This window comes from Halopiger thermotolerans (genome assembly GCF_054654555.1).
Window position 1 is genome coordinate 1,328,650 of record NZ_BAAIEU010000004.1, and the last position, 14,233, is coordinate 1,342,882.

The 14,233-nt window shown below is 68.7% G+C and carries 12 protein-coding genes; 5 read left to right on the top strand and 7 right to left on the bottom strand.

What is annotated here, in order from left to right; translation table 11 throughout:
* Positions 1–117: 117 nt before the first annotated feature.
* Together ACYQ26_RS14235 and ACYQ26_RS14240 are read right to left on the bottom strand one after the other, a co-directional pair.
* A complete protein-coding gene (locus tag ACYQ26_RS14235) occupies positions 118–3,138 on the bottom strand; it encodes a PAS domain-containing sensor histidine kinase (protein ID WP_459809560.1) in 3,021 nt (1,006 codons plus the stop codon).
* Positions 3,139–3,248: 110 nt separating this feature from the next.
* Positions 3,249–3,602 (bottom strand): DUF7344 domain-containing protein, encoded by a 354-nt coding sequence (locus tag ACYQ26_RS14240; RefSeq protein WP_459809561.1) that lies wholly within the window; start codon positions 3,600–3,602, stop codon positions 3,249–3,251.
* 152 nt (positions 3,603–3,754) lie between these two features.
* Between ACYQ26_RS14240 and cysS the strand changes: the two genes are divergently transcribed.
* The gene (gene cysS, locus ACYQ26_RS14245; protein WP_459809562.1) at positions 3,755–5,251 is read left to right on the top strand and encodes a cysteine--tRNA ligase; all 1,497 of its coding nucleotides are present in this window, start codon (positions 3,755–3,757) and stop codon (positions 5,249–5,251) included.
* Positions 5,252–5,453: 202 nt separating this feature from the next.
* Here cysS and ACYQ26_RS14250 read toward each other — a convergent pair whose 3' ends face one another.
* From ACYQ26_RS14250 to ACYQ26_RS14265, 4 genes are all read right to left on the bottom strand, one after another.
* Positions 5,454–6,482, bottom strand: a complete 1,029-nt coding sequence (locus ACYQ26_RS14250; RefSeq protein ID WP_459809563.1) for a presenilin family intramembrane aspartyl protease PSH — start codon at positions 6,480–6,482, stop codon at positions 5,454–5,456.
* A 139-nt stretch (positions 6,483–6,621) separates the two neighbouring features.
* Positions 6,622–6,876: an H/ACA ribonucleoprotein complex subunit GAR1 gene (locus ACYQ26_RS14255; protein WP_459809564.1), complete on the bottom strand. Its 255-nt coding sequence runs from the start codon at positions 6,874–6,876 to the stop codon at positions 6,622–6,624.
* A 1-nt stretch (position 6,877) separates the two neighbouring features.
* The gene (gene srp19 / locus ACYQ26_RS14260; RefSeq protein WP_459809565.1) at positions 6,878–7,159 is read right to left on the bottom strand and encodes a signal recognition particle subunit SRP19; all 282 of its coding nucleotides are present in this window, start codon (positions 7,157–7,159) and stop codon (positions 6,878–6,880) included.
* Between the two features lie 80 nt (positions 7,160–7,239).
* Positions 7,240–8,430, bottom strand: a complete 1,191-nt coding sequence (locus ACYQ26_RS14265; protein ID WP_459809566.1) for a PGF-CTERM-anchored ABC transporter substrate-binding protein — start codon at positions 8,428–8,430, stop codon at positions 7,240–7,242.
* Positions 8,431–8,489: 59 nt separating this feature from the next.
* On the opposite strand from ACYQ26_RS14265, the gene btuC reads away from it, so the two are divergent.
* The 4 genes from btuC (at position 8,490) to gatE (ending at position 13,635) form a co-directional block, all read left to right on the top strand.
* Positions 8,490–9,503 (top strand): vitamin B12 ABC transporter permease BtuC, encoded by a 1,014-nt coding sequence (gene btuC / locus ACYQ26_RS14270; protein WP_459809567.1) that lies wholly within the window; start codon positions 8,490–8,492, stop codon positions 9,501–9,503.
* Positions 9,500–10,855, top strand: a complete 1,356-nt coding sequence (locus ACYQ26_RS14275) for a heme ABC transporter ATP-binding protein (protein WP_459809568.1) — start codon at positions 9,500–9,502, stop codon at positions 10,853–10,855. The genes btuC and ACYQ26_RS14275 overlap by 4 nt, the downstream gene beginning before the upstream one ends.
* Before the next feature lie 215 nt (positions 10,856–11,070).
* Complete coding sequence (locus ACYQ26_RS14280; RefSeq protein ID WP_459809569.1) at positions 11,071–11,634, top strand: cupredoxin domain-containing protein; 564 nt, start codon at positions 11,071–11,073, stop codon at positions 11,632–11,634.
* Between the two features lie 126 nt (positions 11,635–11,760).
* A complete protein-coding gene (gene gatE / locus ACYQ26_RS14285; protein ID WP_459809570.1) occupies positions 11,761–13,635 on the top strand; it encodes a Glu-tRNA(Gln) amidotransferase subunit GatE in 1,875 nt (624 codons plus the stop codon).
* Positions 13,636–13,672: 37 nt separating this feature from the next.
* Here gatE and ACYQ26_RS14290 read toward each other — a convergent pair whose 3' ends face one another.
* Positions 13,673–14,155, bottom strand: a complete 483-nt coding sequence (locus ACYQ26_RS14290) for an Lrp/AsnC family transcriptional regulator (protein WP_459809571.1) — start codon at positions 14,153–14,155, stop codon at positions 13,673–13,675.
* Positions 14,156–14,233: the final 78 nt, after the last annotated feature.

Here is a 14,233-nt window from a genome sequence, read left to right on the forward strand (position 1 = left end):
GGCTATCGATTCGAGTGGACGCGAAGGGAAAAGGGCGCCGGTCAGCACACGAACGATCGTGTAGAATCGGGCGGTTCGGCCTCGAGCGCCGACGGTTACGGCTCGAGGCCGGGCATCTTACGCCCGGTCGTCGGCGGCCAGCAGCGTGAACGAGAACGTCGCTCCCTCGCCCGGTTCGGAGTCGACCCAGATCTCGCCGCCGTGGCGTTCGACGATCCGCTGGCACAGCGCGAGTCCGATCCCGGTGCCGGGATGTTCGTCCCGACTGTGGAGGCGTTTGAACACGTCGAAGACCGCTTCCTGCTCGTCGGGATCGATCCCGATCCCCTCGTCGGCGACCGAAATCACCCAGCGGTCGCCGCGCCGCCGGGCGTCGACGTGGACCTGCGGCGGCGCGTCGCCGCTGTACTCGAGGGCGTTCGACAGCAGGTTCTGGAACACCTGGCGCAGCTGGCTGGCGTCGCCCTCGACCCGCGGGAGGTCCGCGACCGTAATCTCGGCGTCCGTTTCCTGGATCTGGAACTGCAGATCCTCGAGGACGTCGTCGAGGATCGGCTCGAGGGCGATCGGTTCGATCGGGTCCCCCTGCGTCTCGACCCGCGAGTAGGCCAGGAGGGCGTCGATCATCTCCCGCATCCGCTCGGCGCCGTCGACCGCGAACTCGATGAACTCCTCGCCGTCCTCGTCTAACTCGTCGGCGTACCGGTCCTCGATGAGCTGGAGGTAACTCGAGACCATCCGCAGCGGTTCCTGCAGGTCGTGGGAGGCCGCGTAGGCGAACTGCTCTAAGCGCTCGTTGGACTCCTCGAGTTGCGCGATCGTCTCCTCGAGTTGCCGCTGGTACTTCTTGCGCTCGGTGATGTCGTGGGCCATCGTCACCCCGGCGAAGACGTCGCCGCGGGTGTCGGTGATCGGCACCGCGTAGAGGACCCACTCCCGGCCGGCGTACTCGAGTTCGACCGACTCCTGCTCGCCCTCGAGCGCGGCCAGGATCGCCGGCTCGAGGTCGTCGACGGTCTCCTCGGGCCAGACGTCGTAGAAGTTCTCGCCCTCGAGGTCGTCGGGCTCGACGGGGATCTTGTCGAACCCCTGGCCGGCCGCCAGGGTGTAGTCGAGGTCGTGGTCGAACAGGGTGACGAGCCCGTTCGGGAAGTGCTCGGCGAGGGTCCGGTAGCGCTGCTCGGACTCCTCGAGTTCGCGCTCGCGTTTCTTGCGCTCGGTGATGTCGCGGTCGGAGACGACGATCGAGACGACGTCGCCGTCGTCGTTCGTGACGGGGCGGAAGACGCCGTTGAGGGTGTACCACTCGCCGTTCGGCCGCGTGAGGTCGGTCTCGAAGTTCACGTACTCGCCTGCGGCCGCGCGCTCGGTCCACTCACGGACGTCGTCCTGCACGCCGTCGCCCTCGCCCCACCACGGCGTCTCCCAGAACGGGGCGCCGGTCACGTCCGCGAGGTCGGCGTCGATGTACTCCATCGCCGTCCCGTTGATGTCGATCACCGTCCCGTCGGGCTCGAGCAGGCCGACGAGGATGTTCGGATCCTCGAAGATCGCCTCGAAGCGCCGCTCCGTCCGCTCGAGTTCGCGCTCGCGCTGGACCCGCTCGGTGACGTCGCGGAAGTACACCGAGATCCCGGTTTCGGAGGGGTAGAGGTTCGCCTCGACCCAGAAGCCGAGCGTGTCGTAGTAGAGTTCGTAGCTGGTCGGCTCCTGCGTTTCCAGGGCCGTGTGGAACGCGTCCCACACTTCGTCGAACTCCCTGAGGTCGGGAAAGGCGTCCCAGAGGCGCTCGCCGAGCAGTTCGTCCTCCGATCGCTCGAGCAGTTCGGCGGCGCGGTCGTTGACGTGCGTGAAGCGGAACTCATCGTCGACCGCGTAGAACGCGTCCGAGACGCGACCGAGGATCTGTTGCAGTTCGCTCTCGAGTTCCTGCTCGCGCTCCCAGCGGTCCGTCATATCGCGGGTCACCTTCAGGAAGCCGCGGTGGGTCCCGTCGGCGTCCCGGACCGGCGTGATCGTCACGTTCGCCCAGAACCGGGAGCCGTCCTGACGGACGCGCCACCCCTCGTCCTCGACGGAGCCGTTCTCGAGGGCCAGTTCGAGGTTTCGCTCGGGGACCCCCTCCGCACGGTCCTCCTGCGTGTAGAACGTCGAGAAGTGTTCGCCGATGATCTCGTCGGCGTCGTACCCCTTGATCTGCTTCGCGCCCTGGTTCCAGCTGATGACGGTCCCGTCGGCGTCCAGCCGGAAGATCGCGTACTCCTTGACGGCGTCGACCAGCGACTCGAACGCCTCCCGGCTCTCCCGGAGGTCGCTCTCCGATCGCTTCCGGTCGGAGATGTCGTAGTAGAGCTCGATCCGGCCGCCGGCGTACTCCCCGGATTCGATCGGCTTGCTCTGGTACTCGAGCCAGCGCGACTTGCCGTCGTCGCCGGTGACGCGACACTCGTACCGATCGAGGTAGCTCCCCTCGTCGTAGGTCGAGCGGACGCTCCTGACGAACGGCTCCGGCGCCGCGAGGCGGTCCGCGATCGTCTCCTCGACCACCGTCCGGCCGTCCCGGCCGACGACGGCCTCCCGGTCGAGGTCGAGAAAGTCCGCGGCCGTGTCGTCGACCCAGGAGACCTCGAGCGCGTCGTCGAGCACGAGGACGCCGACGTTTGGCCCGTCCGGCGCCCGCACGGACTCGAGGGTCTGCAGCCGCTCTTTCGTCTCCGCGAGGTCTCGAGCGACGCCGATCGTGCCCCGCAGTTCGCCGTCGGCGGTGATCGGCGACACCCGCAGTTCGCAGGGGACCGTGTCGTCGTCGACGGTTCTGATCGCGAGTTCGAAGGTCGGGAGCGAGTCGGGCGCGCCGGCCTCGTCCCCGCCGTTCAGGGCGTCGGCCAGTTCACGCTCGATCGCCTCGACGTCGGCATCGTCGAGCAGGAGGGTGACGTGCTCGCCGAGCAGTTCGTCGCGCGAGTAGCCCGTCGTCTCGACGACGGCGTCGTTGACCGCGACGAAGCGGCCGGCCGCGTCGAGCTGGTAGAGTCCGTCGTCGATCGTCTCGACGAGGGTCCGAAACCGCTGGAGCGCCACGTCGTCGTCCGCCCCTCCCCAAAACCCCGGGCCCGTGGCGTCCGATTGGGTATGCATGTACGCCTAGTGGGCGCTGACGGGAATAAATCTCCTGCCGGTCGGCGCGGATCGAACGTCGAGCGCTCCCCGGGGTTCGGCGACGTCGCCGAACCCCGTCGGGCCGTCGATCAGCCGCTCGCCGGCCGATACCAGTCAGGTGCCTCGAGGAGCCGCACGGTCTCGTCCGCCGGATCGTAGGCGACCGCTCCCGTCGCCTCGAGTCGCGGGAGGTCGACGTGAACGAGTCGGACGCGGAGCGAATCGCGACCGTCTCCGCGCCCGAGCGTCGGCGCGGCCGCCTCGTCGGCCAGCGCATCGACGAGCGCGGAGACGGTCACGGCTCCCGCGGCGGACTCGAGATGGGCGAGCAGTCGGCGCCGTCGACGGAGCGCAAACGGCGGGATCGACGAGGCGAGCGTCTCGTCGGCTCGGAGGGCGCGAAGCGGGACGGGCAGCGGCGAGTCGGAATCGTCGCGGACCATCGCGGTTCCGGCTTCGGAGGGGCCGTCAAAGGCGGTTTTGGCAAATCCGTCCAATCGTCGGTCGGCCGGGTAGCCGGAGCGTCGGCGAGGCTCGAGCGGGACGTTCGCGGGGCATCACACCGCTTAACTTTCAGCCGGGGGAAGTGCCGGTAATGACCCTGCACGTGACGAACACGTTGACGGGCGAACGGGAGCCGTTCGAGCCGCAGGACCCGGAGAACGTCTTGCTCTACTACTGCGGCCTGACGGTCTCGGACCCGCCCCACCTGGGCCACGCGCGGTCGTGGGTCCACGTCGACGTCATGCACCGCTGGCTCGAGTACCTCGGCTACGACGTGCGTCACGTCGAGAACTTCACCGACGTCAACGAGAAGATCGTCGCCCGCGTCGGCGAGGGCGACGTCGGCGAGAGCGAGGACGAGGTGGCCGAGAGCTACATCGAGCGCACCCTCGCGGACATGCGCTCGCTGAACCTCCTGCGGGCGGAGGTCTACCCGCGGGTGTCCGAGCACGTCCCCGAGATCGTCGACCTCGTCGAGACGCTGGTCGAGAAGGGCTACGCCTACGAGTCCAACGGTTCGGTGTACTTCGACGTCACCGAGTTCGGCGACTACGGCAAGCTCTCCAACCAGGACCTCGAGGAGATCGAGTCCCAGGGCGACCCCGACGAGCGTTCCGAGAAGCGCCACCCCGCCGACTTCGCGCTCTGGAAGGCCGGCGGCGTCGACGCCGACGCGGTCGAGGAGCACCGCCACGAGGACGCGGCGCCCGCCGAGGAAGCCTGCGAAACGTCCCTGACCTGGGAGTCGCCGTGGGGCGAGGGACGGCCCGGCTGGCACATCGAGTGCTCGGCCATGAGCATGACCCACTTGGGCGAGACGCTGGACCTCCACGTCGGCGGCCGCGACCTGGTATTCCCCCACCACGAGAACGAGATCGCCCAGTCGGAGGCCGCGACCGACCGGCAGTTCGCGAAGTACTGGCTCCACTGCGAACTGTTCCAGATGGACGACGAGAAGATGTCCTCGAGCCTGGGCAACTTCGTCACCGTCGAGGACGCCGTCGACGAGTGGGGCACGAACGTCCTGCGGACCTTCCTGACCGCGGGGTCGTACAACAGCAAGCAGCTGTACTCCGACGAGACGATCGCCGAGGCCGAGGAGCGCTGGGAGCGCCTCGAGCGCGCCTACGACGCCGCCGTCGACGCCCTCGACTCCCCGGACGCGCGGACGAAAGTCGCGGACGAAGACTTCCGCGAGGCCGTCGCGGCGGCCCGCGAGGCGTTCGTCGAGGCCATGAACGACGACTTCAACACCCGCGAGGCCCAGTCCGCGCTGCTTTCGGTCGCGAGCGAGATCAACGCCCACGTCGACGACAACGACGAGTACGACTACCGCGGCCTCCGCGAGGCCGTCGAGGCCCTCGAGGAACTCGGCGACGTGCTCGGCCTCTCCTTTACGGGCGAGACGACCGGGTCGGCCGACCTCGCCGGCGACGTCGTCGACCTCGTGCTCGAGGTCCGCGAGCGGGAACGGGACGCTGGCAACTACGAGCGCGCCGACGAACTGCGCGACGAACTCGAGGCCATGGGCATCGAGGTGCAGGATACGGACGAGGGGCCGACGTACCGACTGCCGTCGGGCGAGTAACGGTTCCGCCGATCGCGCCTCGAGCGTTCGGCCTTCAATCTGTTTTCGACCGCGAGTCACCGTAGGAGAGTGCAAAGCGACGCGGCCACGTACCCGCCCCACTCGGTCGGTTCCGTGCGAATCGACACGAACTCGAGCGGGCGACGGCGATGGCGCCGAGATTCGAGAGCCGTGGGGAAGAAGAACGGCCGCTAACGGCCCGCTACAGGCCGATCGCAGTCACGATCGACACGCCGCTTGCGAGCGCGCCGAGCAGGTAGCCGCCGATCGCGCCGCCGTTGAGCAGCGGCAGCCCCGCGTGCGCGCGGCCCTTGAGCACCATGTACAGCAGCACGAGCAGTCCGGCGAGCGTCCCGGCGAGCGCGCCCAGCGCCGCCCAGTTCAGCGCGATGAACGGCACCGAGATCGTTCCGGCCTCGAGGAAGAAGGCCGCGCTCGCGACGAGGATCGTGGGGATGACGGCGTCGCCGAGGCCGATGAACAGGGCGTCGCGGTCGATGTTGCGCTCCTCGTCGTCGTCGGCGTCAGTCTGCGCTCGGGAATCGGAGGCAGAATCGGAACCAGAACCGGAACCGGACGCGGCGTCGTTCCCGCCGTCCTCGAGCGTCTCGGCCGTGCTATCCGGATCGAGGTAGGTGTACGAGAGCGTCGTCGGCACGACGAGGACGACCGGGATCTTGAGGTCCATTACGCCCTCGGCGAGGTCGAGCATGTGTTCGGTGCCGTAGACGCTGATGGCGTCGTAGACCGCCAGCACGGTCAGCAACAGCAGCGCCGGGAGGAGCCCGAAACTGATGCCGAACAGGGCGCCGGCGCCGGCCCCGATGAGGGCGCCGGCGCCGTCGATGACGTACCACTCGGGATAGAAGTAGAGGGCCGCGCCGACGCCGACGGCGGCCGCCGCGGCGAGGGCGTTCGTCGAGCCGACCGTGACCACGGGCGGCACGAACTCGCTTAGGACGTACCACGCGAGCATGACGCTGACCGCGATGATCAGCCCGCGAATGAGCCACTGGAGGTCGAACTTGAACGCCGCGAGCATGAACCCGGTCGCGACGAGGATGATCCCGAAGTAGACGATGCTGTTGGTCGGGTTCGCCGGATCGTCGACGGCCTGCCGTCCGGCCTCGTCGAACGGCTCGAGCAGCGCCAGCGCACCGAGTTGGATGCTGAGAAAGAGCAGCACCGTCACGCCGACGGCGACGAGAACCCGTTTCCGGTCGTCGTTCATAGCGCGGCGTTTGGCCCCCGCTCCTATGGTGTTTTTGTTACACGTCCGCTCGCCGAGGAACGACCGCGGGCGACGAGGAAGGCCGCGGTCGGCGGTTTCCGTCCGCGATGGCCAGCGACCGCCACCGGGGCCGGGACCGCTATCGGGCGTACAGCGTCGATCCGACCAGCGACGGCAGGTGCACGTCGTCGTCCGGCGTCACCGCCAGATAGGGCCGATCGACTGGCCCGAAGACGTCAACGACGCGGCCGACCTCCTCGAGGTTGTCGTCGAGAACGGCGGTGCCGATCTCGTTTCGGTGAGCGTCCGCGTCGCCGTCGCCACCGTCACCGTCGTCCGCCCGCAACACGGCCAGTCCCTGCGCGGTGCGGACGACCGAGCCGACCCGACGCATCTCACTCGCGCATCGCGACGACGTACGCCGCGACGGCCTGGACGAGGTCGTTTTTCGTCGAATCTTCGGCCCCGCGGACGACGACCCGGCCGCGCTGGGCCCACGGCTCTCGAGAGTAGGCTTTGTCCCGCTCGATCGTCGCGTCGTATCCGATCTGCTGGACCGCCTTGGCGATCTCGTCGACCGTCGGCTCCTCGACGGCCAGATCCTCCGAGACGCGCCGCCCCTCGGATCGCGAGAGGTTCGCATCGAGGTAGGCGGGCCAGATGACGTTCTCGACCATACGTTCGTCTGCGCAGGCCGTGGTGTAAACCCTTTTCAAAACGAGTCGCGGCGCTCGCGAATCGATCCGGCGGCTCGCACCTACCGGCGACGGACGAGCAGCGCCGCTGCGGCGAGCGTCCCGACGACGGCGACGGGAACGTCGAAGCCGGGGATCGAGTCGCCTCCGCCGCCGCTCTCGGTCTCGTTCGATCCGCCCGCTCCGGCGTCCGTTCCGTTCTCGTCGCTCGCGCCGTCGTCGGTGCCGCCGTCCTCGGGTTCGGTTTCGGTCTCGTTCCCGTCCGCGGCCTCGAGTTCGTCCTCGGCCTCCGCGTACGCGTCGGGGTGGACCTCGCTGGCGATCTCCTGGATCGCGAGGACGACGCGCGGGCCGGGCTGGCTCATGTAGTTGTCGTTGACCGCGACGAACCGCTCGTTCTGGTAGGCGGTCGTCGCCGTCACGGACTCACGAACCGGCGGCTCCTCGGCGGAGTCGCCGTAGACGATCCATTCGGGGTCTTCCTCGACGACGACCTCCTCGCTGATGGTCGCCCAGCCCTCGAGGCCGGCTTCCGCACCGAGGTTGTCGACGCCGGCCGTGGTCAGGATCTCGTCCTGGAAGGTGCCGTTACCGGCGGTGTAGCCGCCGCCCATCGCGTAGTAGGCGAGCGGCCGGTCCTCGTCGGATATTGCCTCGTCGACGATCTCGAGGCGCTCGTTCATCCACTCGAGGGTGTCCGCGGCGCCCTCGCACTCGCCGACGATCTGTCCGGTGAGCCGGACGTTCTCGGCGACGCCGTCCAGCGATTTGCTGGTGGGGAAGACGTAGACCGTCAGCCCGGCCTCGCGGAGCTGATCGATCACGTCGTCGCCCTCGAGGGCGTTGGCCGCGAGGACGACGTCGGGTTCGCGGTCGATGACTTTCTCCGCGACTGGCGTGACGCCGTCGTCCTGCGTGATGTCGAGTTCGGCGCTCGCGTTGAGGTAGTCGGTGTAGGGGCCGACCGGCATGCCGACGACCTTCTCCTCGGCGCCGATCTCGTACAGCGTCTGGGCGTCGCTGGGCTGGAGGGCCACGACGGACTCGGGTTCCTCCTCGATCGTGATTTCCTCGCCCGTCGCGTCCTCGAGCGTCAGCGGATACTCGCAGGTCGGGCCGTCCTGTGTCTGTGCTAGCTGTGCCGTCTCCGCCGTCGACTGTCCGGCCGCCGATGGGGTCCCGACGACGCCGGCGGGAACCGCACCGGCGAGGAGCACGGTCGCGGTGACGAGCAGGATCAGTAGTCGTCGCATGTCCCGTACATCCACTCGAGCCCAACAAATACTTGACTACTGCAAGCGAGGTTGCAATCGTGCCGCAGCCGGGCCGAATTATCTCGTGGACGGTCGCGCTCGCGGCGTTGCTGGTCGTCGTCGTCGTCGCCAGCGCGATGCTCGGGCCGGTCCGGATCGACGCGCCCACGGTGGTGCGGGCGATCCTGAACCGCGCGGGGGTCGGCGCGTACGACGTCTCGGCGGCCCACCAGACGATCGTCGCCGACGTGCGACTCCCGCGGATCGCGCTGGCCGCGGTCGTCGGCTTCGCCCTCGCGGCCGCCGGGACCGTCATGCAGGGATTTTTCCGGAATCCGCTGGCCGATCCGTCGATCATCGGCGTCTCCTCGGGCGCGGCGGCCGGCGCGGTCGCCGCGATCGCGTTCCCGGCGCTCGTGCCGTTCGGCAGCCTCCACCTCGCGGCGTTCGTCGGCGCGCTGGCGACGGCGTTTCTCGTCTACGCGATCGCGACCGAGGGGGGCCGGACGCCGGTCGCAACCTTGCTTCTTGCCGGCGTCGCCGTCCAGGCCTTCCTCGGCGCGGCGATTTCGTACATGCTCGTCCACAGCGGCGACAGCCTCCGCGAGGCCGTCGTCTGGCTGATGGGCCACCTCGGCAACAGCACCTGGGGCGACGTCCGCTTCGCGTTCCCGTTCGCCCTCGTCGGCGTCCTCGCGCTCTGTGCGTTCGCCCGCGACCTGAACGTCCTCCTGCTGGGCGAGGAGGACGCCCACCACCTCGGAGTCGACGTCGAACGGACCAAGCTCCTCCTGCTCGCGCTGGCCAGCGTCGTCACCGCCGCCGGCGTCGCCGTCGCGGGCGTCATCGGCTTCGTCGGCCTCGTCGTCCCCCACATCATGCGGCTGGTCGTCGGCCCCGACCACCGCATCCTGCTGCCGACCAGCGCGCTCGCCGGCGCCTCCTTCCTCGTCGCGACGGACACGCTCGCTCGAGCGGGGCCGGCCGAGGTCCCGGTCGGGATCGTGACGGCCGCGCTCGGGGCGCCCTTCTTCCTGTTCCTGCTCGTTCGTCGGGAGGTGCATTCGGTGTGAGCGACGCCGGCCGCGGTGCGGACGGAGACGACGCGGCGCTCCCGAGTCCCGAACCTGCGACCGTCGCCGTCGAAAACGTCTCGCACGCGTTCGGCGACCTCTCGGTCCTCGACGACGTCTCCCTGACCGTCGAGCCCGGCGAGTTCGTCGGCCTCGTCGGACCGAACGGCGCCGGAAAGACAACCCTCCTGCGGACGATCAGCGGCGCGCTCGAGCCCGATGCGGGAACCGTCGCGATCGACGGGACCGACGTCCACGACGTCTCCGCGCGGGCCTCGAGTCGGCTCGTCGCCGTCGTCCCGCAGGACACGACGCTCTCCTTTTCCTTCGACGTGCGGGACGTCGTCGAGATGGGCCGGCACCCCCACCGCTCGCGGTTTGCGCCGCCGCAACCCGAGGACCGGGCGGCCGTCGAACAGGCCCTCGAGCGCACCCGAACGGCCGACCTCGCGGATCGGCCGATCGACGAGATCAGCGGCGGCCAGCGCCAGCGGGTCGTCCTCGCCCGCGCGATCGCGCAGGCGACGCCCGCGCTCGTACTCGACGAACCGACGGCGAGTCTCGATATTAACCACCAAGTCGAGACGCTCGAGCTGGTCCGCGAACTGGTCTCGGAGGGGCGGACCGCGGTGGCGGCGATCCACGATCTGGATCTCGCCGCGCGGTACTGCGATCGGCTCGTCCTGCTGGCCGACGGGGCGGTATATCGAGAGGGGCCACCGTCGGACGTGCTCACGAGCGACGCACTCGCGGAGTCGTTCGACGCGCGTGCGGTCGTGACGCCGAACCCGGTGACCGGAAGCGAGACGGTGACGGCGTTAGCGGGAGATTCCGACGCGACGACCGCGCTTCCGGATCGCGTGCACGTCCTCGGCACCGGGACCGCTGCTGCCGGCGTCCTCGCCCGCCTCGAGACCGCCGGCGTCGACGCCTCCGTCGGTCCGGTTCCGTCCGGCGACGCCGCGGCGGAACTCGCCCGCTCGCTCGAGGCGGACGCCCTCGAGGTCGATCCGTTTTCGGGACTCTCGAGCGCGGACCGGTCGGCCGTCGACGGGACGGTTCGGGACGCCGACGTCGTCGTCCTCGCGGACTTCGTCGCCGGCGCTGGAACCGCAAGGCTTCTCGAGGAGCTTCCAGAGACCGTCCCGCCGGTCGTCGTCGAAACCCGTCCGTTCGCCGACCGCAACTTCGCCGGCGCAGCGGCTCGAGAGCGGTACGCGACGCTTCGCGAACGAGCGGTCGAAGCATCGGTTGAGGACGTGCTCGAGGCGGTGCGGGCGGCGTCCGCGGCACGATCGGAGGACCGGTCGCGGTCGCAGTCGACGTCGGCGGTCGATTCGACCGACGATTGAGACGGTTCAAGTCGGAATTACCCGCACGGACGGAGCGACGCGGTCGTCGCGACGCTACCGTCGGCGTGGCGAACGTAACTATGCGTTAGCGCTATCCGGTGCACCGGGTTCGTCGACCGGAGTGCGAATGTGTCGCCGTTTCGGGGCGCAATCGGACTCTGACAGCGGAAACGTGAGTGCAGCTTTTTCTCTGCCATCGGAGTCGTCGCAGGTGGATGACCGACACCGACACAGACACCGACCGAACGCGGCGCACGGCGCTCAAGATTCTCGGCGCGACGGCGGCAACGACCGGGCTGGCAGCCGGCGCGGCCGCTCAAGAAAACGAAACCGACGATAGCGACGGCGGCGGGGACGAATCGGAGCAGCTCCCGATCATCCTCGCCGGTCGCACGGAGTACTGGTACGGCGTCTCGCCCGAGGAGATCGAGGGCGAGGAGAATCCGACGCTGCAGTTCGAGACGGGCCAGGAGTACGAACTGGTCTGGATCAACGTCGACGGCGCCGAACACGAACTGATCGTCGAATCGGAGGACGGCGAGGAACTCGAGACCTCGGACTCCTCGGAGACGGCGGGCGAAGCCGTCTCGATGACGTTCGAGCCGAGCGAGGACGCGGCCGAGTACTACTGCGAGTACCACCCGGAGAACATGCGCGGAGACGTCGAACTCGGCGAATCGTTCGACCTTGAGCCCCACGAGCACGGGGATCACGGGCACGACCACAGCGGGATGAACGAGTCCGAGAGCGGGTACGGTAGCAACGAGTCCGACGAGTGACCGGTTCGCGGCTGCGGCGACGAGCATCGCGGCGCCTCGAGCGGGTCGCGGCCCGGCGGATCGGAGCGAACGGTCGCAACTCGCAACTGGACGGTTTTTTACCCCTCCGCCTCCCAGACTCGGGCAATGACTGAGACCGAGTACGACTACGACGAGCTCGGACTCGTCGCCGGGCTGGAGATCCACCAGCAACTCGACACGGCGACGAAGCTGTTCTGCCAGTGTCCGACCGAGCTTCGCGAACCCGAGGAAGCCCAGCGCACCTTCACGCGCTACCTCCATCCCACCCGCAGCGAACTCGGCGAGATCGACGAGGCCGCCTTAGAGGAGAGCAAGGTCGAACGCGAGTTCGAGTACCTCGCCTACGACACGACCTGCCTCGTCGAGGAGGACGACGAGCCGCCCCACGAACTCGACGAGGAAGCCCTCGACACCGTCCTCGAGATCGCCCAGCTGATGGACATGAGCCCGGTCGATCAGGCCCACGTCATGCGCAAGATCGTCGTCGACGGCTCGAACACGACCGGGTTCCAGCGCTCGACCCTGATCGCGACCGACGGCGAGATCGAGACCGACGACGGCGCGGTCGGCATCGAGGACCTCATGCTCGAGGAGGAGAGCGCCCAGCGCGTCGCGGAAACCGACGACGGCGTCCGCTACAGTCTCGATCGGCTCGGCATCCCGCTGGTCGAGATCGGCACCAGCCCGGACATCTCGACGCCCGAGCAGGCCCTCGAGGCGGCCGAGCGGATCGGCATGCTGCTGCGCTCGACGGGCAAGGTCAAGCGCGGCCTGGGGACGATCCGCCAGGACGTCAACGTCTCGATCGAGGAGGGCGCCCGCGTCGAAATCAAGGGCGTCCAGAGTCTCGACGACATCGACGACATCGTCCGCAACGAGGTCGGCCGGCAGGTCGAACTCGTCGAGATCGCCGACGAACTGATCGAACGCGACGCCTCCGTGGGCGAGCCCGCGGACGTGACCGACGTGTTCGAAGACACCGACAGCGGCGTCATTCAGGGCGCCCTGAACTCTGGCGGCTCCGTGATGGGCGTCCCGCTGTACGGCTTCGACGGGCTGGTCGGCCGCGAGATCGCGCCCGACCGCCGCCTCGGCACCGAGTTCTCCGACCACGCCAAGCGCCACGGCGCGGGCGGCATCTTCCACACCGACGAACTGCCGGCCTACGGCGTCACCGAGGAGGAAGTCGAGGAACTTCGGGACGCGGTCGGCGCCGGCCCCGACGACGCCGTCGCCATCGTCGCCGACGAGACCGAGATTGCCGAGAGCGCCATCGAGGCCGTCGTCGAGCGCGCCGAAACCGCCCTCGAGGGCGTCCCCGAGGAGACCCGCGGCGCGAACGACGACGGGACGACCCGCTACCTGCGCCCGCTTCCCGGTGCGGCGCGGATGTACCCCGAGACGGACGTGCCGCCGGTCGAGCCGGACCCGAGCGAGGTGCCCGAGCCCGAACTGCTGACCGAGAAGGTCGAGCGCTACCAGGCGGAATACGACCTTGACGCCGGCCTGGCCGAGCAGGTCGCCTACGGCGAGTATATGCCGCTGTTCGAGGAGGTCGTCGGCGAGGGCGTCGATCCGACGCTGGCCGCGACCACCCTCGAGTCGACGCTGACCGAACTGCGCCGCGACGACGTGGCCGTCGAGAACCTGACCGACGAGCACCTCAAAGGCGTCCTCGAGATGGTCGAGGAGGGCGACCTGCCCAACGAGGGCGTGCCGGACCTGCTGACCGCCCTCGCAAAGGATCCCGACCGAACCGCCGAGGAGGCGGCCGAGGAGGCCGGACTCGGCGGCGCCGACGAGGAAGAAGTCCGCGAGGCCGTCGTCGAGGTCGTCGAGCGCAACGAGGCGCAGGTCGAAGAAGAAGGGATGCAGGCCTTCTCCGGGCTCATGGGCGAGTGCATGGGCGCGCTCCGCGGGAAGGCAGACGGCGACCTCGTGAGCCAACTGCTGCGCGAGGAGATCCAGAAGCGGGCCTGAGGCCGACCGAGCGTCGTAGCGTCTCTCTCGAGTCTTCTCAGTCGTCGACGAGTTCCGCGAGCAGCGTCTCCAACTCGTAGCTCTGGAGCGCGTCCCGTTCCTCGATCGCCGAGATGACGAACGTCGAGTCGGTGCGCTCGACGCCTTCGATCTGCTCGAACTCGGCGATCAGTCGCTCGACCATCTCGCTGCCGCTCAGACGGGCAATGACGATGAAGTCCGTCTCGCCCATCGTGAAGTAGACGTTCGTGACCCCCTCGACGGTCAGCAGCCGGTCCGCGAACTCCTCGTAGGAGCCCTGGTAGTCGGCGTGGATCTGGACCAGGACGGTGACCCCGAGGCCCAACTCCTCGAGGTCGATGTCGTACCGGTCGTTTTCGATGACCCCCTCCTCGCGGAGGTTGTTGAGCCGGTAGTGGATCGTCGAGACCGGGATGCCGGTCTCCTCGTGGAGCTGCTCGGGGCTGCCCGTCTCGAGTTCGGAGATCGCCTTCAGCAGCCGGATGTCGCGCTCGTCCATAGCGGGACTTCCGTGCCCGCGAACGTGTGTCTTTCGTTCGATATAATTGTATTTTTCTCCAACGAGCCGACCGTCATC